We start from the raw sequence: 22,880 nt of genomic DNA, 5'->3' as shown, positions 1-22,880 counted from the left end.
CTTAATGAAAAACAGGAAATTAATTTAATAACCTTGCTTCTAGCCGTATTTATCCCCGAGTTAAGCAATAGATTTTCCACTAAACAATATAAAAATCGTTTAAAAATACGGGTAGCTAACCTCATGAAAAGCCTTTTATTCATTACAACCTACAAAAAATTACCATTTATCCTGACAAAAAAGTCCTTTTTTGTTATGGATTAGATGCAACTACCTTTGCTAGTGGTGTCTCGTGCATCTTCAGGGTCAGGTCCGTATGAAATCCGAATGTTCGGAAACCTTCTCGCAGCCTACACGATGAGACCCCATGTCAATTTATCGAGACAGGCCATTGTAGTTTGACACGACAACCACCGGTCTTCCTGTTTTCTATTGAAAGTGTACCATTATGCTCAAGTAAAATGTTGTACGAAATAGATAGTCCTATTCCCGTGCCTTCGCCAGGTGGTTTAGTGGTATAAAACAAGTCCATCACTTTTTTGATCTTTTCGGGAGGGATTCCGGGGCCATCATCTTCTATAGTAATTATAATATGTCCGTTTTTGCTACAAGTTGCTATTCTGATATTTCCGGATTCTTTAACTGACAGGATTGCTGAGCTGGCGTTATCTATTAGATTAACAAAGACCTGATTCATTTTTCCGGGGTATGCCATTACCGGATCCTGATGGTTGAAGTCAAAGGTTACATGAATGTTCTCTAACTTCATTTTTAGCAGTTTCATGGTGATCAAGAGGTTCTCACGAATATCAAATACGGATTTTTGTTCGTTCACTCTGCCAAAAAACTGAAGCGCCTTAACAATCCTGTTCATGCGGTCAGCTCCATTACGAATGGTACTGATCAATTCATTTATTTCATTGATCAGGCCGGATCTGTCCTTTGAAGTATTGCTGAGTGTAGTTAGGCGCTTAATGTCTTTTTTAAGGACTGTAATTCCATTAAAAATAAAATTTAGCGGGTTATTGATCTCATGAGCTACACCGGCAGTTAGTAGACCAAGTGATGCCATTTTTTCGGAATGGATCAATTGGGCTTGTGCATTCCGAAGCTTACGTTTTGCGTGTTTTCGGTACCAAAAAACATAAATAATCAGTAGAACCACCACTACCATATATGACATCAGTGCTACAGGATGGATGTACCAGATCACAGGTGATGCTGATCTGATTCGAAATGATACGGGATCACTCCATACAAAACCTCCCCTGAGTAACGCCCGGACCTGAAAATCAAAATTTCCTTCAGGGATCCGGACAATGGTATTCGTACCTGTGGGGGTAGTCATTTTCCATTCTTCGCTTAGTCCGCGTATTCGATATTCAAAAAAAACTGATTGCAGCTTATACGGTGGTAGCGACATGCTGATTTCTATGGTTTCTCCGCTAGTCACTTCTAATATCCCCTTTTTACATTTAAAAATGCTATCATTAAGGTGATACTCACCGTTAATTTTAATTTCTGTGATCACCGGTCTTGGGGTTGGGTATATATTGTCCAGATTGGAACAGAAAGCTTCTCCACCGATCGTCCCCACTCGCATTTTGTTGCCTTCAATGGTGATCATTCTGTGACCTAGATTACTATGTGGAAGCCCGTTTCGTTCATCAAACAATGAAATATGTTTCCCTTCAATTCGCATTAGCCCTTCATAGTAAGGCGAAAGCCATATGGGACCATCCGGTTGTTGTACGATTGATTTTATTTCCATCTGGCTCGGTACCAATTCCAACTCAACTTGCACGGCTGTGTCCTTTTCCGGATCCAATACGAGCACCCCATGTGTAGTAGCCAACCAGTAGTTCCCATCATTTCCCTTTGCCATTTGATGCACTTCAAACAATCCCTCAAATACCTCGAAAGGCAGCTTTTTACTGATGTTGACAAATGTATCCGCTGCATGGTCAAAATAATACAGGTAAGAACTGCTGCCTATACCGGTCGCAAACAAAGTATCATCGGCCAGTGTCACTGAAATGATCCTGTTTTCAATTCCATGGTCCGGTCCATAGTAGGAGACCTCCCCCCGTGGTGTCATCCTGGTAATGCCGACCAGCGTGGTATCGCTTGGGGCCTGGCAAATCCATACATTCTCATACTTATCCTTATTGATATAAAAAACACTCCCACCAATATCACTATAGTCCCAGACATCAATGACCCTGTCACGCACTACCTTAACTACTTTGCCACTTAAAGTACCAAGCCACAGTGCATCACCTGCCATTGCCATACTCGCGACATTAGCTAAAATGGATGCAGATTCAGGTAAATAAGGAGACACATCTTCAGGTGATTTTACAGGGTATGTATATAGGTTTCCTGAGATGGCAATAATCACTCTTTCATTGGGTCGATCCACCGCTCTGCCTGTAACCGTATAGAATGGTAATTCGCGTAGTACCTGAAAGAAATTAGGCTGCAACCGGAATATACCTTCCGGATAAACCCCCAATAGTTCACCAAACCTGTTTTGAAACACCGCTTGGGTGCGGGGTATTTGCACTTGTTTTATCTGTTGCCTGAGGGTGGAAAAAATGGGCTCAACCTCCAACCTTCTCGAAGCATCATACGCTGCCCGAAAAAGTGTTTGTTCCTTTTTATGGAGGAGTAAAATTCCGGAATCACTGTTGCCGACCGGGGTAAATTCAGAAAACTTTCGCTCTACTCCGGATATCACTTTTGGATCGTTTTTATCACGGGCAAGGATCGTCAGGGAATCTCCCCATAGAGTGATAGCCTCCGGGTTCACTGACATGAATGTTACTTTTTTCATAGCTGCCGGATGCGCAACGTTGGTCAGTTCATTTTTCTGAGGGTCAATAAAAGCAACTTCGCCTTTATTGGTTGAGATCCAGACGAGTCCATCTGAATCTTCAGTAAACAGGATTGACTCCTTTTCAGGAAATTCCCAACTACTGATATTTTTAGCAGAATCTATGCAGAGGATTTTTTCCGGAATCTTAATCCAGAGCAGGCCAGAAGTATCCATAAAGATATTGCTGATCTTTTGAGGTACCTGGATCCATAGGGTGGGTTTAGGCAAACCAAGTTCAATCGCATTGCCCTGCGGAAGCTTGTAAACAGAATGCCCTGCGGCAAAAAACAGCTCACCATTTTTCCGCAAAACAATGCCATTAATTTCACCATAAATAGATTCATCATATACCTGCCAGGTGCGGCCATCAAACCGCACTAATTTATGATCAGAAGCTATCCAAATAAAACCAGAGGAATCCTGGAGAAAGCTATGTGTATGATTTAAAGCAATGGGTGTTTTCAAGGCCCTTTCCAACGTGTAATGCTGAGAAAAAGACGGATATCTTATAACAGAAAGAATCAATAGCAATGATATTCTCAGTGTTAAGCCCATGGGTTCACGCCACTTTTTCAGATTCTGTTTTATGCTTGAGTACATCTATTTTATCACAGCCTTCCTTATAATTGATGTCAAATTGGAAGGTATTAAGCTGTCACGCAGTTTGAATGATTGAGAGGCCTTTCTGTGTCACGTCTAACCCATTTACACAAAGCGATCTGCCCTGGCGAACAGGGGCCAATTTTAAATTCCATGCTATTACACTTCGGTAGCTCGTTAACTAATTTAGCGATTGTTGTGGGATATTTTCGCACTTTGTACCTGTTGTTTTTCTGTTCATCTACTGAGTATCTGCTATTTCATCGGTTCAATGAATTCTTTTAGCAGGTTGACGTCAGCATGAAAATCACTCATATAACAATTTCAATAAACGGATAGACCCGATTATCATACAAATCCCTAATGTATGGGTAGCATGGAAGGTTAGTATATCAAAAAGTGGTAACATATACTTGAATCTTGTCGGATTGCTATAAAAGATGTGTGTGCCCAAGCTAAAAATACCAAATTATCCCCAAAGGGTGAGGCACACACTCCACAGACCATGTGATATCCGGCCACAGGCCGGGGAAGAGGGGACACAATCTCGCATCTAAGAGGAAGTAGTTTCTCTTTCGGAAAACTCAAACCCCATGCTTTCCAATTCACTCAAAACAGGGTCATAAATTGCTTTGACGGTAGGTATCTGTACACCATTAACCTTAATCTTTCCTTGCAGAAGCAGTTTTGCAGCGATGGCCAGAGGTAAGCCTACAGTCTTAGACATAGCTGTATTTACCGCATCATCTCCGACTGCCACCATGTGGGACTGGATCTCCTTTGGCTGGCCATTATCGATATAGTTAAACTTATGCCACATGACGATCATGTCCTTATCGGCCTTATCCAGCGTCCACTTTTTCTTAAGGATGTGCTCCAGTACCTGGGCAGGTGTACCCTGGTTCAGCCCTACCAGCTCATCATCAAAAATATCCAGCCAGTGCAGCTTATACATTTCTTCAGACTCCAGGCCGAGGTTCATGTAATGGGCTAGTTTCAGCTCTACGGAATCATGTGGGTTATAAGACAGAAAAGAGTTGATAAACTGTCTGTGGGTCATTTCCGACACATTTTCCATCTGGTAGGTATCATCTGTTGCTCCCAGTTGAACGAAAATATCCCATGCCTTGCAAAAACCTGTACGGCGCAAGGTGCCGCGGTAGAGGGTTTTGATGCCTCTGAGGTCGTAGAGGTCAAGGTACTTCAGTGAGTCACGGTTGGCATAGCCCTCAAAGTATCCATAGCCCGGAATGTGGATCACTTCGGTACGTCTGAACAACCGGTGATAAGGGATGTATTTGTACTTGCCTTCCTGGATGAACTTCACGTTTCCGGTACCGGCCAGGACTACATTTCGAGGGTTCCAGGTAAATTTGTACTGCCAGGGGTTGTCTTTAAGACCGTCATCGGCCAGTAGTCCCCCGGTAAAGGTTTCAAAAGCTGTAAGTTCATGCCCTGCTGATTTGATCCGGTCCAGCACCCTCATGGCAGACATGTGGTCAATACCCGGGTCCAGGCCCAGCTCCATGATGCAGGTTGCTCCGTTGGATTTAAATTGGCTCTCTAATGCTTTTACCTCTTCAGAAACATAAGATGCCGTGAGCATGTTTTTTCCAAGCTCAGCACAGATCTTAGCTACATGGATGTGGAGGTGAGCCGGTACCATGCTGACTACCAGGTCTGCTTTTTGGATTTCTGAGGTTGCTTTTTTCCTGTCAAAAATATCGAATGGGATGACGGTGGCTTCCGGAAACTTTTTCCTGGCCAGGTCGGTATCCATTTCACCGATAACGATTTGCCAGCTTTCTTTGGTGGCATTTTCCAGTAAGTAGCTGATCAGTGAAGTGGAAGAACGACCAGCACCCAGCACTAAAATGGTCTTCATAAAAAATGATTAATCAGGGGTTGAATGATGTTTTCGCAAACCTAATTGTTTGAGGAGCGATTCCAATGATTTTTTTGGAGGATGTTTTTCAACCACTAAGAATGCTGAAGTTTAACCACTGAGAAAATAGAGATAGAGATAGATAGATAAGTCCTACATGTTTAGAAACCGTACCTTCTTTTTTGCTCCTTGTAGTAAGCCTTTATCAAATCCTTTTTGATGTCAAGGTTTGGTTGAGGAAGTGATTCGACTAGAGTGATAGTATTTGAAGTGGTTTTTTGGAGTTGTTTCGGTTTGGGGGTTCCCATAAATCTTAGTGTTTTTGCAATCTTTTTATTGTTTCGTATGTTTGTATGTATATAGCGCCTTTGGCCAAGTATCTTCAATTGATTCTAATTTAGTGAATAGCGAAGATACCGACCCAAAGGCATTTGTTTTATTAGCCAATTTAGAAACATGAGACCTGGTGTCAAGGTTGCTATCCTTGTTGATGGAGGTTTTTTCATAAAACGGTACAGGAAGCTTTATAATGGGTGGGATCATACCCCGGAGCAGGTTGCCAAAGAACTTGTTAAAATGTGTAATTATCACATAGCTGAAAACGATTATTTATATAGAATTTTTTATTATGACTGCCAACCTCTTGAAAAGAAAGCCCATAATCCAATAAATAGTAAAGCGGTTGACTTTTCTAAGTCTGAAGCGGCAAAGTTTCGTTTGCAATTATTCGAAGAATTAAAAAAGAAAAGAAAAATTGCCCTGAGACTTGGTTATTTAAAGAGTTTCAATCATTGGATAATTTCACCGGATAAGACTAAAGGTTTATTGAAAGGCTCTTTGTTAGTTTCTGACTTGGTTGAGGATGATGTTACCTATCAGATTCAGCAAAAGAGTGTTGATATGAAAATTGGACTTGATATCGCTTCATTGTCGTATAAGGATTATGTGGATAAGATAATCCTTATTTCAGGGGATGGGGATTTTGTTCCAGCTGCGAAATTGGCAAGAAGAGAAGGAGTGGATTTTGTTCTTGACCCAATGTGGAATAATATCGATGCTTCATTGTTTGAACACATTGATGGTTTAAAATCGACTAGCCCCCGTCCGAAAAGAAGAGGTATATAACTATGGTTTAGACCTCCTGTTCACCATCGTAGCTGTAGCCTGCACACCAGCCAGCACCAGCATGTCAGCTATATTGACATTGGGTGGCCGGCTAAGGATAAAGTCTACCGTTTCTGCGATGTCTTTAGCCTGCAGCGGATCAAAACCAGCGTAGACTTTCTGCGCTTTATCTTTATCACCCTTAAACCGCACCTCTGAAAATTCCGTCTCTACCAAACCCGGTTTGATCTCTGAGACTTTGATCCCGTGAGCGATGAGGTCTTGCCGCATACCTTTGGAGATAGCGTCTACAGCATATTTGGAAGCATTGTATACATTCCCACGAGGGTATACTTCAATACCTGCTACTGAGCCAATATTGATGATGTGACCTTTTTTCCGCTTCACCATTTGTGGGAGTATGGCTTTGCTTACATACAGAAGCCCTTTTACATTGATATCGATCATGGCTTCCCAGTCGTCCACATCCCCTTCATGGATCAGGCTAAGACCATGAGCATTTCCGGCATTGTTGATGAGTACATCTATTTGCTGCCATTTTTTGGGCAAGCTTCCAATTTTCCGGAAGACAGCTTCCCGGTCGCTTATATCAAATGTCAGAGTCATTACATCGGTAACCGAACTTAGTTCATCAGCAAGCTCTGTGAGTCGAGCTTCCCGGCGGCCACAGATAATCAGTGAATAATTTCTGGCAATGAGCTGAGCAGTTGCTTTTCCTATGCCGCTGGTTGCACCGGTGATCAGGGCAATGGGTTTCATCTTCTTCTTCGGTTTCGGTCGGTAAGGTAGGATGGACCTCCTTCAAATGTGATGTAAAATGTGATGTTATGATAGGTTAATTTATCAAGGGCAACATCAAAGCTGTTGGGTTCGTCAGTGAGCATATTTCTCAGCCCCCAGCTGTACCGCACTTCAGGTGAAAACTTGAAAAGCGGAAAGTACAGGTCAAACCCTACGCCCGCATCGATGCTGAAGTTCCAGTTTCTGAGCGCCAGTTGATCCTGAGAGTCCTGCTCATCACCTTTTCCTGAGGCTTCCAGTGCCGGACTGAACCCGCCTACTACATACATGGCTACATTTCCTCTGCGGGCAGACTTGTATTTCAGCATTAAAGGCATTTCTACAAGAGTGGCATCTTTGAGTTCGTTTTTGGAAGTGCCATCTACATATCGGTATGTGAGGTCCTGTTCATAAAATCCAACTGTGGGTAATACACGAAAGCTGAGGTGCTTCCACAAGTACATATCCACCACAAAACCCACCTTCCAGCCGGGAAGCTTGCCCGGAACAATGGAGTGAAGTGAATCCAGTGCCGGAGACGAGTAGGCTTCTGAATACTGGATTCGGTACTTGGAAGAGTGCACCCCTATCAAAAACCCGTAATGGATCCACTGGTTGTCATAGTCCAGCAGGTTTTCCGATACATCATTTTGTGCCTCGCTACTGAAACAGATTCCCAGCGAGAGCATCAGGACAACTATTTTGTGCCGATGTATATGGAGCTGATGCCTAAGGTTAATGGTTTGCATTGAGTGTTTTTAAAGCCAATTTTCTCTAAGATCCGCAAAAAATTCTGGCCATCAGGAAACTCTCTTACAGACTCAGGCAGGTACGTATAAGCTGCCCGGTCTTTGGAGATGGTATTGCCTATTCCAGGTAAAATCCACTTAAAATAAAAATGATATAGTTGTTTGAACGGGAATGACTTAGGTTTGGAAAATTCCAGAATCACCGTTTTTCCTCCGGGTTTTAATACCCTGTACATGTCTGCCAGTCCTTTCTCCAGATTTTCAAAATTCCTTACGCCAAAAGAAACGATCACTGCATCAAACTTATTGTCTTCAAACTGGAGTCCTTCTGAGTCGCCTTTTTGTAAATCTATGACGTGGTCCAGGCCTTTTTTCTTCATTTTTTCACGACCTACGTTTAGCATGCCTTCCGAAATGTCCACTCCAATGACCTTGTCGGGCTTAAGTACCAGAGCTTCAATGGCAAAATCACCAGTGCCTGTTGCTATATCCAGGATCTGCTTAGGTTGATCTTTTTTGAGCTGTCGGATGGCCTTTTTCCTCCAGGCTATGTCTATTCCCAGGCTCAGGAAATGATTCAAAAAATCATATTTGCCACTAATGTTATCAAACATGGTGGCAACCTGCTCTTTCTTACTTCCCTGCTTATCTTTGTACGGTACTACGGTCATATCGTTTGCAATATTAACCCATTTGAGTTAACCCATGAACAGTCCGTATTCCGGGATTGTTAAAAAAACTTTGAATCTGATCGCCATCTCTACTGGTTTTGGATGGTAATCCTCAAATTATTTTACAAGAGATTAAATGAAACCTGTCAAATCAGCCCAGTTTATAAAAAGTAGCAGCAAGTTGGATGAATGCCCGCCTGCAGATCGTCCTGAGTATGCATTTATCGGACGCTCTAATGTGGGTAAGTCTTCTCTGATCAACTTGCTGACTAATCATGGCAAACTGGCTAAGGTTTCTTCCAAGCCGGGGAAGACCAAGCTGATCAATCACTTTTTGATTGACGATAGCTGGTACCTGGTAGATCTGCCTGGGTACGGCTGGGCTAAAGTGAGTAAGTCCGAACAGGCAAAATGGAAACGAATGATCGATGAATATTTCAGCAAGCGGGAGAACCTAACCAATGTTTTTGTCCTGGTGGATTCGAGGCACGAGCCTCAAAAAAATGATCTGCAATTCATCAATCAGCTGGGGCTTTCAGGGATTCCGATTTCACTGGTGTTTACCAAGGTTGATAAGCAGAGCATCAATAAAGCACAATCAAACATTGCCAAATACCGCAAGATCCTGAAGAAAGACTGGGTAGAGCTCCCTCCATGTTTTGCTACCTCCACGGTGACCGGTTTGGGGAAAGACGAGCTGATCAAATACATTGATGACGTAAATCAGGCCCTTTGATCATTAGGATTTCTTCGGTGAATAGCTATTTTTGCCACACTTTTAAACCACGTAATATTTATGGATTTCAGCGACATAGCAGCGGTTTCAGGTAAAGGGGGGTTATTCAGAGTAGTATCTCCTACACGTACCGGGGTGATTTTGGAAGCCCTTGACGGAACCAATAAAAAAATGGTGGCCAATATGCAGAGTAAGGTTTCCATCCTTTCAGATATCTCCATATACACTACGGATCAGGAGGGTGCTGTCCCTCTGTCAGATGTCATGCAAAAGATCCACAAGGAGTTTGATGGGGATACCGGACTCACTGCAGGCTCGGATCCTGATGAGCTCAAGGCATTCCTTAAGTTTGTTTTGCCAGAGTATGATGAGTCGCGTGTGTATGTGTCTGATATCAAAAAACTGGTAACATGGTACGGTATTATCACCGAGAAATTTCCTGAAGTGCTGACGCAGAAAAAAGAAGAAAAAAAGGAAGGTAAAAAGGAAAAGCCATCTAAAAAGAATTCCGAAGAGGATAAAAAGTAGTGGAACCGTTTAAGCAACACTTTCAGGTGATCTGGGCAGATCTGGACCCCAATGCACACATGAGACATACGGCCTATAATGATTATGCAGCCCAGGTGCGGGTAGGACTTTTTGATGAATTAGGGTTGCCGCTAAACAGGCTGGTGGCCTCCGGATATGGTCCCGTTCTTTTTCAGGAAGATACCACCTTCAAAAAAGAAGTCTTCATGAATGAGCACATCGCCGTGGACTGTGCTGCCCTGGCTTTTCGGAAGGACCTGAAGATATGGAAATTCAGGCATCAGGTCTTCAAGGAAAATGGCGATCTGGCTTGTGTGATCCTCGCTACCGGCGCATTTATAGACCTACGCCAGCGTAAAGTTGTCGTTCCTCCCAAAGAGATCATCGACATGCTGGAGAAGATCCCTAAAGCTGAGGGATTTCACTGGTTGGAGAAGTAACTCCTCAGAATGATCAGAACCTAATCCCCACATTATACCCAACCCACATTTTGACATTGAGTCCGCGACTATCAGTATGATTATAGAATGGGCTCGGTGCGATATCTGATCCTACTTCTTCCGTACCCGCCTGGTAGCGAGATGTCATCACATTGAATACAGGACCTCCAAACACGCCAAAGTCACCGACGTGCATGCTTAGCAGAAACCTGAACCTGGATAATATATTCAACTGGTAGTCTTTAAACGCTCCGTTAGGAAATTCCTTCTCCACTACATAGTAGGCAATGGCATCTGTATTCAGGCGAATGGCCCGGTCTCCCCATTGACTGCCAAACCCGTAACCATAAGCCCAACGCTTCTTGTGGTCCACTTCATGTGAAAAGCCAAAAATGTTATGAAAGTGCCTGGAACCTATTTTGATTACAGCGTTTGCTTTAAAATCATCTGCATAGAACAGCTCCAGGTCGAAATACCCGTTCCTTTTCACTAAACTGAACAACCCGATGGACACCCCATCCAAACTATCTGCAATATTGATTACGCCTAATTGAATGCCGTTTACTTTGCTGGCTTTATTGATAAAACCGCCGATCTGGGCGCCATTGATTTTATAGGTCTGGTTCATAAAGCCAGCCAGCTGAAATCCGTTTATTACTCCTCCCTTATTCATAAAACCGGCCACCTGAATGCCATTTCCTTTATCTGAATATCCGCGTTGGATATTAATGAGGCCGGCCAGCTGAGGCCCGTCTACCTTTTTTGCGATATTGACTCCAAGGGAAGCCTGCCCGAATTTTGTGCTTCCCTGGGATACATTCACTACACCACTTGCCTGGAAACCATTTGCACTTCCCAATGCCACATTGGAGACTCCTGCTAATTGTGCGCCAGTGTGGTTATCATGTGTAACATTTGTGATGCCTGCGATTTGAGCACCCTTTACAGGTCCTCGAGCAGTGTTTACCACTCCCGCCAGCTGTATTCCCGTCAACTCATCGCCCACCACATTGGCGATTCCGGTTACCTGCATGCCTCGTACATGCGACCGGGTCACGTTGGTTATGGATGAAAACTCAAAACCATTCAGACCCCTGGAATATCCGGCAAAAAGATGCATGGAAAACTTATTGATATACTGTCCGGCATCAGGCCCATTGGTACTGAATGGATAAAAAACTCCAAAGTGATAAGGTTTATATTTTACCACTTCGGATGAAAGATCCCCTATGCTATCATTACTCAAAGTTTCTGCTCCAGGAATATAAGTGATGGTTATACTATTATTTTCAGTTGCAGAAGCAGGAATGGAATCTTTTTTGGTGAGTAGGGGAGCAGGTTCCGCATTGAAGTCATGCATGGTTGTCGTATCTGCTGCTATTGTTTTCACCGTATCTTCAGCTTTGGCGGAAGCCTGAACCAAAGAGTCAATGGTAGCTGTAATGACGCTGTCCCGGGTGACCAGGCTGTCACGCAGGGCCAGTGTAATGGCATTCAAACTATCGGTTATGCTCATTTTATGAGGCTGAGCGGGTTTTTTAGCAGCAGCAGGATTTTGATTTTTCAAAATCTGTCCATTCCGCTTAATGATGATTTGACTGTCATGTTGTATAAAGCTCAGTTGAGTATCAAAAAGCAACCCGTCCAATACTTCCCCTAAAGTAGCTTCTTTGAAATTTACCGTGAGAGGTTTTTCAGGTAGTTCATTATTAATATAAGAAAACGAAACATCGTATTTGTCTGTGATCAGGCTTAGGATCTCTTCAATGGAATTATCTTTTACATCCAGACTGATCTTTTTGTCTAGCTGCTGACTAAACACTGTGGCAACTGTTAAAACAAAGGCGGCAAGGAGTAAATATCTTTTCATAGGTGCATCATTTAGGCGGTTCTACTTTACACGGTTTTCCGGTTATCCGGTAGCCGGTTTTGGTTTCTGTTATTTCAAAATCGCCGGTTAAGGCAAGTACTTTCAGGACCTCATCCAGTTGTGGGTCTTTGAAAGATGAGGTGAATCTGCAGTTTTTAAGCGCTTCATCTACCTGCACCGACTTGTCAAAGTATTCTTCAAGTGTTTTTGCCAACTCAGGAATGTTCGTGTTCGTAAAAAAGAGTTGCTTAGTTTGCCAGGCGCGATAGTTTTGATCAGCTATTGGTTTAGTGACTACCTTTTCATCCTGATTTTTGGCTATTTCGGCTTCTTCACCGGGATTCAGGACTACAGTGGCCTTACTTTTTATAGGAGTAACTGCCACCTTTCCTGTGGCTACCTGCACTTTAGCTGGCTCCCCCGGCCTGGCAACTACGTTGAAAGATGTTCCTAAAACCTCGGTTTTGGATGTCTCTGTTAACACAGTAAACCGCTTTCCGTTCATTTTAACCACTTCAAAAAACGCCTCCCCAGTAAGTTTTACCTTGCGATTATCTATGCTGAAAGTCTCGCTATACGCAATGTGAGAGCCTTCGTTCAGCCATACTTTGCTGCCATCAGGTAATTCTATTTCCCGAACTTCTTTTTCTGCAATTACCTGGATTTCGCCGGACAGTTTATTTTCGACAGGGTAGGTGTACTGGTATATGACAAAGGAAACAGCTAACAGTATCAGTATGGCAGCTGCTGCACGAAACCAGGGAAATGACGTGCTTTGCTCTGGAGTTCTCATCCGAACCTTAAACTGGAATTGCTCCCATCCGGCATTCACGTCAGGAGAGAAATTGTCATCTTTCAGCTGAGTTTTATGCCAGATCTCCTCGCCATCTCTTAAGGCTTCTTCATCCATTAATGAATCAGAATCAGGCCGTTCACGAGAAAGTCGAGCGGCTACCTGTCTCCATATGTTTTTATCTTTTTTCATCATCCTACATATTTATTAATAGAAACCTGAAGGAGTACCCTACCTTTTTTCTCAGAAAAATTTTAGAAAAAAATGAGGAGTATTAGGATTAGATGTTCTTTGAGTGATTCCCGAAGTAGCCGGAGCGCTTTTCCCATGTGTTTTTCGACAGCTTTTACCGAAAGGCTCAGCTGGTTTGCTATTTCACGATAACTCATTTCCTCGTACCTGCTCAGTGTAAAGATCAGCCTGGTTTTTTCCGGAAGGTGATTAATTGCTGTGCGCACAGATACCTCCAGTTCGTCAGATAGTAAACTGGTGTCAGCGCCATCTCTCTCAGGTGTTTCTGCCAGTTGGTCCTTTAGGTGCGTTTGGGAAAGGTGAGCCAAAGTGGCATGATAGCATGCTTTTTTCAGGTAGTAAATAAACCGTTCATCAAAAGTGAGCTGATCTTTTTTGTTCCATACTTTGATAAAGACCTCCTGGACCAGGTCTTCAGAAAGAGACCGGTCCTTTAAAAGCCGGTTAACCCCACGACACAGTTCTACATAATATTTCCTGAAAAAGAACTCGATCGCTTTCTCAGGATCTTTGTGAAAGGGGACGGCATTATGCGCGGCATTTTTATTCATCGGGCATACAAATCTATCCCTAATCAATCAGTATTTTGGTTTAAAAAGACCTGTGAGGTCCGGAGAGTCTGTTAAGTTTGTATAAAAATCTTCAAATGGAGCCATTAGAACTTGCAAGCGAGAGCCTTCAGCTAATCAAAAAAGATCTGGGTTTAAAGGAGGAGATTGAGCTAAAAAATGCTGATGAACCTTTCGACGAACTCCACCTGTTTCTTACCAAACAAATCCAGTATCTTCTTAATAATGACTTTGGTTATTTGCTCAATGCGATGTACCGAATCGATATTTCAGAAAAAAAATTGAAAGAAATTTTAGAACTATCTGAGCCGGGTAAAATAGCTAGAAACCTGGCATCCAGTGTTATAGAACGGGAGAAGTCGAAGGTGATTACCCGGAGACGCTACTCTTTGTAAATAACGCGATGAATTTTTCTGCCTAAAATTGGGTATTTTCAAATTAAAGGTTAAATTTGGAGTATTAGTTAATCATTATGGCGGTGAATGCCCTGCAATCCGAAAGGTTGTGGGGCTTTTTTTATTATTAACCAATTTATTTTTGGATTTCCTGCTCTTGTGCCACAAAATCCAGCACCCTTTTTACCATATTAGCTGACCCTATGTAGAAGGGTGTTCTCTGGTGAAAATCCCGAGGAGTAATTTCCAGGATCCTTTGTGTTCCATCGGTAGCCATACCTCCTGCCTGCTCAGCAATAAAAGCTAAAGCATTACACTCATAAAGCAACCTGAGCTTGCCGTTTGGGTTCCTGGCAGTGTTGGGATATAAATACACACCTCCTTTGAGCATGTTTCGGTGGTAGTCAGCTACGAGTGAGCCGATGTATCGGGCAGTAAGACCGCAATCTTTGCACCATTGTGTATAGTCCTGAATGCTTTTGTCAAACTGCAGCCAGCTACCTTCATTGATGGAGTAGATCTTTCCGTCTTGCGGGCAGGTCATATTAGTGTGTGAAAGCACAAATTCGCCCAGGGAAGGTTCCAGTGTAAACCCATTCACCCCATGGCCGGTAGTGTAAACCAGCATAGTTGATGAACCATATAAAATATAACCGGCCGCTATTTGATTGATACCGGGTTGCAATACATCCTCTTCCTGTACAGGTCCGCCTACTGGTGAAAGCCTCCGGTAGATGGAAAAGATGGTACCGATAGAGACATTTACATCAATATTTGATGAACCATCTAACGGGTCTATAGCAACCACATATCGGCAATTTTGATCCAGGTGAATGATCTCCTCATCCTCTTCGCTAATGACAGCACAGACCTGGCCGCCATTTTTTAGTGCCCTGGTAAAACGGATATTTGCGATTACATCCAGTTTTTGCTGGTCTTCACCCTGTACATTTTTAGATCCGTAGGCACCAGCTATGTCGAGGAGGCCGGATTTGTTTACTTCACGGTTGATTATCTTTCCGGCAAGTGCTATATCCCGTAGAAGTTGGGAGAGTTCTCCCGTTGCAAATTCAAACTCGTCCTGCTTTTTCTTTATAAACCTATCGAGCGTTGTGCCAATTGGGAGTCCTAAGCTATTTTTGTTCATCTTTGAAAATGTAAGGGTTGATAAACAACAAAAATAGCCCTTTTTATTCATTTAAATCGTTTGCAAGATGCGAATTTTCAAATTTGGTGGAGCGTCAGTAAAAGATGCAAATGGGGTCCGAAACCTGGCTGAGATTGTAAGCGGACATCTGGACAGACCGCTTGTGATTGTCGTTTCAGCCATGGGAAAAACCACCAATGCACTGGAAGAGATTGCTGAGCTGGCTTTTTATAAGAAAGACTATGAGAAACCATTGAAATCAGTGGTGACTTATCATCACGAAATTTGCATCGATTTGTTTGGGTCAGTACCGGAGGATCTGGAAAACTGGGAAGTAGTGCTGACCGATACTTTGAAAAAGCCACTGACGAGCTGGGAGCAGTTTTATGATGAGGTGGTTCCCTTCGGAGAAATGTTTTCTACCGTGATTACTTATCACCTTGTGAATGAATCCACACCATGTACATGGCTGGATGCTCGAAAATATGTAAAGACGAATAGTTTTTTTACTGAAGCAAACGTAGAGTGGCAGCTTACCGAACACTTCATCAGCAGGGACTTACCTCAAATGCTCAGGAATGGTCCGATTGTAACCCAGGGATTTATTGGTTCGGACCTGACCGGCAAAACCACTACCCTGGGAAGGGAGGGGTCTGATTACACGGGAGCAATTTTCGCGTATTGTTTGCAGGCAGAAAGCCTCACGGTGTGGAAGGATGTACCGGGACTATTAAATGCTGACCCTAAAATTTTTGAGGCTGCTGAGCTCTTTGATGAGTTATCTTTTCAGGAGGTGACGGAGCTAACCTACTACGGAGCTAAAGTGATCCACCCCAAGACGATAAAGCCTCTGGCCCAGCGGGGGATCCCATTGCTGGTTAAATCCTTTCTGGATCCGTCCGGGGACGGCACCCGGATATACGAACATGAGAAGGTAGGGGGAAGGGCCTGCTATGTCTTTAAAGAAAATCAGTTGCTGGTGACCTTACGTGTCAGGGATAACAGTTTTATGGATGAGAAAAAGCTTGGGAAGATCTTTCAGGCGCTGGATCATGTAAATGTAAAAGTAAACCTGATGCATAACTCCGCACTGACTTTTACTTTTTGTATGGATTTTAATAAAAACAAGCTGGAAAAGCTGCACGAGTATCTTCAAACTCAGTTTTCACTGCTGTACAATGAGGGGCTTCATTTGGCAACCATCAAAAATTATAAGGAGGATTCATTTGCCCTGTTACCCCGGCAGGGAGAGTTTATTATGGAGCAGAAGACCAGGAATAATTATCAGGTGGTTTATAAGCCTCTGGTTCAATAGGCAATAGGCATAAAGCAGTAGACATACACAAAAGGCAAAAAAGACAAAAGACAATAGACCTTGAAAGCAGCTAAAGGCTATGGTAGACAAAAGATTAAGGATTAAAAACATAATGAAGACAATGGTCGTAGTCAACAGTCAGGCAGTGGCAGTAAGCAATAGGCAAAAAGACAATAGACGTGAGACGAAAGATTAAAGAATAGAAAGGGAATCAATAGGAAATGAAAATTATGAATTAGAATTAAGTCAAATGTTAATAGTTAACGGCAGGTAAGTAGGCAAAATGGTGAATGGTCAGTGAAGCAGCTAAGAGCTAAAACCATAAAAGCCAAGGTTTATCCAAGTCGGTTGATGGTGCGCTCTATGCCTGCGAGATAGGAAGTGCCGAAAAGATTAACATGCACAAGTAAGGGATAAAGGTTATAAATGTCGACACGCTCTTCAAATCCGGGTTCCAGTGGATAAGCCTTATTGTAGCTGATATAAAATTGCGGATCAAAGCCTCCGAAGAGCCTGGTAAATGCCAGTTCGATCTCCCGGTTTCCATAGTATACTGCCGGGTCAAAAATGTACGGATTCCCTTCCGGACCTACCATGAAGTTTCCACTCCACAGGTCTCCGTGTAGTAGGGAGGGAGGTTCATCGGGAAGCAAGCCAGGTAAGCGGGAATAGAGTGTTCTGAATTTTTTGGCAAATGGCTGATCTATGTAATGGTTGTAAATAGCGAGTCCAAGCTGAACTTCCAGTCGGTTTTCAATGAAGAAGTCTATCCAATTTTCTTTAGGCTGATTTTTCTGCGGAAGTCTCCCGATATGATTGTCATGATCCAGACCATATTCCTGAGATGTATGCTTATGCTGCCTGGCCAGCTTAGTTCCAAAATCATCCCAAAAGTTGGGTTTGGGAGCGCTCTTTTCAATGAACTCCAGTAGCAGAAAGTTTTTCATTTCTACCTGACCTCTTCCAAGCACTCTGGGTACCCCAAGGCATTGACTGGCCTTGAGTATTTCCAGCCCCATTTCTTCTTTTTCGAAAAGGCCTTCGGCCTCCGGGCTTTCGTTCCACTTAAGAAAAAATACTCCATTATTCGTTTCAAGCTTGACAGTATTGTTGATGCACCCACCGGAAACAAACCGCATAGCTTTTACGTGCAGTTCATATCCAAGGCTTTGGAAAAGGGCAGATTCGAAAAATTGGTTTTCGTTGGTGTTGAACATGATCTACAGATCGTGTTTTTCTTTCAGAAAGTCAAGGAAATTATCAATAGATCTATCCAGGATCCGGTACACTTTTTCGAAACCATCTTCTCCACCGTAGTATGGGTCCGGAACGTTTGCACCTTTTTTCGAATTATCAAAATCCCGCATCAGATAGAGTCCATCATGCTTATCTGCCAGTTCATGAATAATGTCAGTAAGGTTAGTAGCATCCATGGCCAGTATATAGTCAAAGTTTTCTCCATCCAGATAGTGAAACTGCCTTCCTTTATGGGAAATAGGCGTATCATGTTTTACGGCTATCTGTATAGTTCTGTGGTCAGGATCTTCGCCTATGTGATAGTTGGCAGTTCCGGCAGAATCAGCTTCAATTTTACCTGATAGTCCTTTTTCATTTAATTTTCGATTGAAGATAGCCTCAGCCAGTGGAGACCTGCAGATGTTACCCAGGCAGACAAAAAGAACTTTTATCATTTTTTTTGAATTCAGTGGTTACCTTTTGCAAAGGTAGCGTATATACAAGTGCATAACACAAATTTATATTCATACACCTGTTTGACATCTTGAAGAGTCCCGGCTTTGCCGGGACTTTTCTTTTATACCCCTTTTTTTACCTAAAGGGGATCATAGTGGGCTTATAGCGGAAGATATCATTGAATGAAAGGGGAGCTGAAAGTAACACGGAAAACCGGGTGGGATTCACATCTTCCGGTTTTGACAGAAAATGAGATACCCGAAACTCAAATGTATTGAATACCAGGCTTTCATTTTTGATCCTTATACCACCTCCAAGGCTTGCATAGCCAAAGGAAAGCCCCTGTTGAAACCGGTTGTCCCATACTTCGCCTATGCTATAGTAGCCAAAAGGTGCAAACCTGAAACCATAAAAATACCATGGAGTAAACAGCACTGACTCCACAGACAGATAAAAAATACTGTTTCCGGTTAGGTTTTTCCCACGGATATCCCGCATGCGATCCTCCAGTGTGATGGTCTTTCGGATGGGTTGATTTCTGCCAAACGTGAACTGTGTGGTGAGGAAGTTGCGGATCTTATATCTATCCATAGTAAGCATTGGGCTAAAGTAAGTGACCTCTGTGTTAATGGATGCCTCATTTATCTCACTGTGTTTAAATCCTCCAGCCTCGTGGGTTATATATACATAGCCAAGACGGGTAAAATAATAAGACCAGAAAAACTGAAAGCCAAGGTACTTTTGCTGGAAGTATTCGTTGAAATCTCCTCCAAATATTAATGAGTAGCGATAGCCTATCGGAATGTCTTCAGAAATTCCGAAGGAAAAGATATAGTTGCTTTTGAAAAACTTCTGACTGGAAAGGGTTAGTTCACCGAGCACAATTTTCCTGTTGTAGTACAGTGAGTTGCTATCCCGGCTGGTAAGTGGCCGGGTTTTAAACTGATGATTCAGTAAGCGTCCTGTTATGGTGATATTTTTTCGCTTATTTTCCGAGGGGAGTTTAAATGAACGACCTACCCATAAGTCCTGGTAGTTCAGATGATAAAAGGCGTTTTTTGCCACCTCCCCGTCCAGTGAAATTGTGGAGTCCTGTATGGTACGCACATCCAGACCTCCTCCGTATTTGATATCCGGGGAGACAAATTCCTTTTGCAGGTTGACACCCCATGATTCCCGGGTTGCGTGATTGGTATGATCCAGCTCCCAGTTAGTAATAGTGCGATCTATATTTTGTCCGCCAATACGTATCTCATATCCGTGCTCAGGTGCAGAGTTAGCATTATAAAACCAGGTTCCCGCCGTATATTTACCCCATCCTCCTATGTTTCTGTTGTACAACTCTACCTGATAATTATTCAATCCGTCAGCTTCGCCATCCAGTCCCCAGGATAGCCTGTCTTTTACCACGACATGGATTTCGGCCATGTTTTCATTGATGGGTTTTACATAGATCTTTGCATCTTCTATAAACCTCAACCTCCGCAGGATCCGCTCATTATCAGCCAGCTTAAATGAATTGATCTCCTCGCCCTGGTTTATAATCAGGTTGTTCCTGATCACCGTGTTCCAGGTTTTGATATGGAGCTTGTTAGTTAACCTCGCAATATCAGAAGAAGCATACCTGGAAGTATCGTACACACTTCCCTCCAGTATGTCCACATGCTTTATCCGGATAGAAGAGATAATAAGGTTTTCGTACGGCACAAACTGGCTGTTGCTTGACCTCCGCTTTCGGGATGGGACATTTTCTGTTCCCAGGTCTTTATTTACAAACAGCAGACCAAAAATTTGAGCTGTTACTTTATTTGAGCCTGATTTCTCCTTTACTTTCTGGTAAAAGGTTTCGGAGGTTTTATAAGGATTTTTCCTGATTTTGTATTTCTGATCTATCGAGATCTCTATTAGGGTGTCTGCTTTAGGAGCGAAGATGGTGTCTTTGAGGATGAGGATCTCTGATTTGGAAACCTTGATTTGTCGTTGCGCAAAAAGGCCATGGGACAAACTAAACAGGATGACTAAACTGACAATTCTCATAAATCCGGACACAGCTTCAAAAATACCGGTCAGAAATGAAAAAAGCGGACAATGCCCGCTTTTAATATAAGTTTATTGGTCTTGGACCTTATCTGACACTTATTCCAACACCTACAGAGAGGTTGTTGTATTTCTGTAAAGTATATGCTCCATGGAAAGTGAAAATAGCCAATTTCAATCTTGCTCCGATAGTAGCTCTTGGACCACCTCCGCCTGTGACTTCCAGTCCTATAGGGTCTGTGACGGTGGTTGTTTGCGGTTCACCAAGAGTAGGGTTTACAGTGTACTCATAATCACCGTCTATATCAAGTGTAGTTTTGACCGCATTGAAACCTAATGCTGCATACGGAGTGAAGAACAAAAGTTTTTTAGAGATGATAGCCTGAATGGTGGTAGCATTGGTTTTGAATGTTGCCAAACCCTCACCTTGAAAGCTGGTTCCTCCTTCAGGAGCAGATGTCTCTTCTTCGAATGATATAGCATATTCAGAAGTCAAAGCTGTGGTTCCAAAAAATCCGGAAAGATCAAATGGAAGATTTTTAATACCCGGAATCCATTGCTTTACGTCGTGTAGTACACCGATCCCAAACATCTTTACACTATAAGGGCCAAAATTTTGCTCCGGAACCAGGCGAATTTTTAAATCCGTATTTTTATAAATGCCTATACCTAAATTAAATGTTGGGGTTGGTACTCCGGTAATTACCGGTGCATCTTCCAGGTCAAATCCAGGAGGAACCGGAAGAGTAAGTTCTTCATCAAATTCTACTTCCTGACCGCCTGGATATTCTACAGTAGTACTGGCTGGAACTACTAATTCTGCACCAGGAGTTGGGGCACCACCAACCAAAGTTGGGAGTATACCATCACCACCATTTCTAAGCTGTAGATTCACATAATCCGACTGAAGGAATTCAAACATCCTTTCGGATTCATCTATTGTAGCAACATTTAGCGACACAGTCAAATCGAAACCGAGTGTCTTATGGGCTTTTGCTGTATTATACCAACCATCTGCCATGCCATTTCCAAAGGAATTCACTGCCGGGGCAATGTAATGCTCCAGGTAGGTTTCAGCATCTTCTGCACCTACTCTCAGTAGGTCTTCAAATTCCTGTGCGGAGGCCTGATGTGTACTGATTCCACCAATAAAAAGGATGGATAGAGTAAAAATTTTAACGAGTGATTTCATTTTGAATGCGATTTTGAACATTTTCAAATTTGATAGCAATATAGTGAAAACGCAAACCAAATAGGTAAACCCTACCCTTGCTATTATTTTTCGACGAGACTTTTGGATTCGTTGATCGCTTTACTAGTTTCGCGTCCAGATAGGAATAATTCTTATTTAGGAGTGATTGATCATTCGTTTGAAGATATCAAAGATCTGCTTGCTGATGCAGGGTTGAAGAGTACTCATCCACGGATGGCAGTGCTGAAAGAGTTGCTCAATAGGGGAGGGCATCCCAGTGCGGAGCAGCTATATGACACAGTCAGAAAGGAGAACCCAAGTATTTCTCTGGGGACCGTCTATCGGGTATTGGAAAAGCTCGTGGAGGTGAATCTTGTAAACCTGGTGGCTACAAAGAATGGTGCCAAAAAATATGATGCCAATCTGAAGCCACACATTCACATTTATAGTTCCAATACGGATCAGATAGAGGACTATCATGATGATGAGCTGAATACCCTGCTTGCTCAATACTTTGAGCGGAAACAGATCAAAAACTTCAAAATCCAGGACATTAAGCTGCAGATCAATGGAGTGAAAGATGATCCTGACGAAAAAGTAAACATTGTATAACCAAATAAATTAACGCAAACAGTATGTCATTAGTAGGAAAAAAGGCGCCTTTGTTTGACGCGCCAGCTGTAATCAACGGTGAAGAAATTGTAGAAAACTTCTCACTGGAAGATTATGTGGGTAAAAAGGAAGTGATCTTTTTCTTTTATCCAAAAGATTTCACTTTCGTATGCCCAACAGAAATCCACGCATTTCAGGAAAAGCTAGCTGAGTTTGAGAAAAGAGGAGTGCAGGTAGTAGGTGCTTCTTGCGATACGGAAGAGACTCACCTTGCGTGGTTGATGACAGAGAGAGATAAGGGAGGTATCGAGGGAGTAACTTATCCTTTGGTAGCTGATAGCACAAAAACCATCGCTAATAACTACGGTGTTCTGGCTGGCGAATGGGTTTATGATGATGAAGGTAATCTTGGTTTTGAAGGAGCGCCTGTAGCTTACCGGGGTACATTCTTTATTGACAAGGAAGGTATCGTGAGACACGAAACCATCAATGACCTCCCTCTGGGAAGAAATATAGATGAAATGCTTCGAATCATAGATGCATGGCATCACGTACAGGAGCATGGTGAAGTATGCCCTGCTAACTGGGAAGAAGGAAAAGATGCGATGCAGGCTACCAGAGAGGGTGTTTCTTCCTATCTGGCAAGTAAGTAACTCTAAATAGTATTATTTTCA

21 protein-coding genes are annotated in these 22,880 nt (G+C 42.8%); 8 read left to right on the top strand and 13 right to left on the bottom strand.

All coding sequences use genetic code 11. The features are described 5' to 3' along the window. Nucleotides 1-310: 310 nt before the first annotated feature. Nucleotides 311-3,418 (bottom strand): ATP-binding protein, encoded by a 3,108-nt coding sequence (locus AC3E9V_RS19780; RefSeq protein WP_488749893.1) that lies wholly within the window; start codon nt 3,416-3,418, stop codon nt 311-313. A gap of 553 nt (nt 3,419-3,971) precedes the next feature. After that, on the bottom strand, nt 3,972-5,303 hold the full coding sequence (locus AC3E9V_RS19775) for a saccharopine dehydrogenase family protein (RefSeq protein ID WP_488749892.1): 1,332 nt from the start codon (nt 5,301-5,303) through the stop codon (nt 3,972-3,974). A 456-nt stretch (nt 5,304-5,759) separates the two neighbouring features. Between AC3E9V_RS19775 and AC3E9V_RS19770 the strand changes: the two genes are divergently transcribed. Then, complete coding sequence (locus AC3E9V_RS19770; RefSeq protein WP_488749891.1) at nt 5,760-6,428, top strand: NYN domain-containing protein; 669 nt, start codon at nt 5,760-5,762, stop codon at nt 6,426-6,428. On the opposite strand, the gene AC3E9V_RS19765 is transcribed toward AC3E9V_RS19770, so the two are convergent. From AC3E9V_RS19765 to ubiE, 3 genes are read right to left on the bottom strand one after another with little or no spacing between them, the layout of a single operon-like run. Then, complete coding sequence (locus AC3E9V_RS19765; protein ID WP_488749890.1) at nt 6,429-7,187, bottom strand: SDR family NAD(P)-dependent oxidoreductase; 759 nt, start codon at nt 7,185-7,187, stop codon at nt 6,429-6,431. Continuing rightward, a complete protein-coding gene (gene porT / locus AC3E9V_RS19760; protein ID WP_488749889.1) occupies nt 7,184-7,957 on the bottom strand; it encodes a type IX secretion/gliding motility protein PorT/SprT in 774 nt (257 codons plus the stop codon). Before porT ends, AC3E9V_RS19765 begins: the two co-directional genes overlap by 4 nt. After that, nucleotides 7,906-8,628: a bifunctional demethylmenaquinone methyltransferase/2-methoxy-6-polyprenyl-1,4-benzoquinol methylase UbiE gene (gene ubiE, locus AC3E9V_RS19755; RefSeq protein WP_488749888.1), complete on the bottom strand. Its 723-nt coding sequence runs from the start codon at nt 8,626-8,628 to the stop codon at nt 7,906-7,908. Before ubiE ends, porT begins: the two co-directional genes overlap by 52 nt. A gap of 136 nt (nt 8,629-8,764) precedes the next feature. Between ubiE and yihA the strand changes: the two genes are divergently transcribed. The 3 genes from yihA to AC3E9V_RS19740 are packed head-to-tail and all read left to right on the top strand — an operon-like array spanning nt 8,765 to nt 10,332. Beyond that, the gene (gene yihA, locus AC3E9V_RS19750; RefSeq protein WP_488749887.1) at nt 8,765-9,364 is read left to right on the top strand and encodes a ribosome biogenesis GTP-binding protein YihA/YsxC; all 600 of its coding nucleotides are present in this window, start codon (nt 8,765-8,767) and stop codon (nt 9,362-9,364) included. 60 nt (nt 9,365-9,424) lie between these two features. After that, nucleotides 9,425-9,892, top strand: a complete 468-nt coding sequence (locus AC3E9V_RS19745; protein ID WP_488749886.1) for a DUF5606 family protein — start codon at nt 9,425-9,427, stop codon at nt 9,890-9,892. Beyond that, on the top strand, nt 9,892-10,332 hold the full coding sequence (locus AC3E9V_RS19740) for an acyl-CoA thioesterase (RefSeq protein WP_488749885.1): 441 nt from the start codon (nt 9,892-9,894) through the stop codon (nt 10,330-10,332). Before AC3E9V_RS19745 ends, AC3E9V_RS19740 begins: the two co-directional genes overlap by 1 nt. A 13-nt stretch (nt 10,333-10,345) precedes the next feature. Here AC3E9V_RS19740 and AC3E9V_RS19735 read toward each other — a convergent pair whose 3' ends face one another. The 3 genes from AC3E9V_RS19735 to AC3E9V_RS19725 are packed head-to-tail and all read right to left on the bottom strand — an operon-like array spanning nt 10,346 to nt 13,798. Continuing rightward, nucleotides 10,346-12,202 carry a DUF4974 domain-containing protein gene (locus tag AC3E9V_RS19735; RefSeq protein WP_488749884.1) on the bottom strand — a complete coding sequence of 619 codons (1,857 nt, stop codon included), beginning with the start codon at nt 12,200-12,202 and terminating at the stop codon, nt 10,346-10,348. Between the two features lie 7 nt (nt 12,203-12,209). After that, nucleotides 12,210-13,190 carry a FecR family protein gene (locus AC3E9V_RS19730; RefSeq protein ID WP_488749883.1) on the bottom strand — a complete coding sequence of 327 codons (981 nt, stop codon included), beginning with the start codon at nt 13,188-13,190 and terminating at the stop codon, nt 12,210-12,212. Nucleotides 13,191-13,249: 59 nt separating this feature from the next. Next, complete coding sequence (locus tag AC3E9V_RS19725) at nt 13,250-13,798, bottom strand: RNA polymerase sigma-70 factor (RefSeq protein ID WP_488749882.1); 549 nt, start codon at nt 13,796-13,798, stop codon at nt 13,250-13,252. A 95-nt stretch (nt 13,799-13,893) separates the two neighbouring features. Here AC3E9V_RS19725 and AC3E9V_RS19720 point away from each other — a divergent pair, with 95 nt between their 5' ends. After that, nucleotides 13,894-14,211, top strand: coding sequence for a hypothetical protein (locus AC3E9V_RS19720; protein ID WP_488749881.1), 318 nt, complete (start codon nt 13,894-13,896; stop codon nt 14,209-14,211). 136 nt (nt 14,212-14,347) lie between these two features. Here the strand turns inward: AC3E9V_RS19720 and fbp are convergent, their stop codons facing one another. Next, nucleotides 14,348-15,358 carry a class 1 fructose-bisphosphatase gene (gene fbp, locus AC3E9V_RS19715; RefSeq protein ID WP_488749880.1) on the bottom strand — a complete coding sequence of 337 codons (1,011 nt, stop codon included), beginning with the start codon at nt 15,356-15,358 and terminating at the stop codon, nt 14,348-14,350. A 67-nt stretch (nt 15,359-15,425) separates the two neighbouring features. On the opposite strand from fbp, the gene AC3E9V_RS19710 reads away from it, so the two are divergent. Next, a complete protein-coding gene (locus tag AC3E9V_RS19710; protein WP_488749879.1) occupies nt 15,426-16,673 on the top strand; it encodes an aspartate kinase in 1,248 nt (415 codons plus the stop codon). A gap of 335 nt (nt 16,674-17,008) precedes the next feature. Here the strand turns inward: AC3E9V_RS19710 and AC3E9V_RS19705 are convergent, their stop codons facing one another. From AC3E9V_RS19705 to AC3E9V_RS19690, 4 genes are all read right to left on the bottom strand, one after another. Then, on the bottom strand, nt 17,009-17,890 hold the full coding sequence (locus tag AC3E9V_RS19705; protein ID WP_488749878.1) for a fructosamine kinase family protein: 882 nt from the start codon (nt 17,888-17,890) through the stop codon (nt 17,009-17,011). A 3-nt stretch (nt 17,891-17,893) separates the two neighbouring features. After that, the gene (locus AC3E9V_RS19700) at nt 17,894-18,364 is read right to left on the bottom strand and encodes a low molecular weight protein-tyrosine-phosphatase (RefSeq protein WP_488749877.1); all 471 of its coding nucleotides are present in this window, start codon (nt 18,362-18,364) and stop codon (nt 17,894-17,896) included. Nucleotides 18,365-18,500: 136 nt separating this feature from the next. After that, entirely contained in the window at nt 18,501-20,402 is a 1,902-nt protein-coding gene (locus AC3E9V_RS19695) for a hypothetical protein (protein WP_488749876.1), read from the bottom strand. An 88-nt stretch (nt 20,403-20,490) separates the two neighbouring features. Next, nucleotides 20,491-21,594, bottom strand: a complete 1,104-nt coding sequence (locus AC3E9V_RS19690; RefSeq protein WP_488749875.1) for a DUF6588 family protein — start codon at nt 21,592-21,594, stop codon at nt 20,491-20,493. Between the two features lie 162 nt (nt 21,595-21,756). Between AC3E9V_RS19690 and AC3E9V_RS19685 the strand changes: the two genes are divergently transcribed. Then, nucleotides 21,757-22,206 (top strand): Fur family transcriptional regulator, encoded by a 450-nt coding sequence (locus AC3E9V_RS19685; protein WP_488749874.1) that lies wholly within the window; start codon nt 21,757-21,759, stop codon nt 22,204-22,206. Between the two features lie 23 nt (nt 22,207-22,229). Next, entirely contained in the window at nt 22,230-22,859 is a 630-nt protein-coding gene (locus AC3E9V_RS19680) for a peroxiredoxin (protein ID WP_488749873.1), read from the top strand. The last annotated feature ends 21 nt before the right edge of the window (nt 22,860-22,880 follow it).

The sequence above is a fragment of the Marinoscillum sp. HNIBRBA16962 genome (assembly GCF_057801515.1).
The sequence above is the reverse complement of the archived record's forward strand: the minus strand, read 5'-3'. Positions and strand labels throughout refer to the sequence as shown.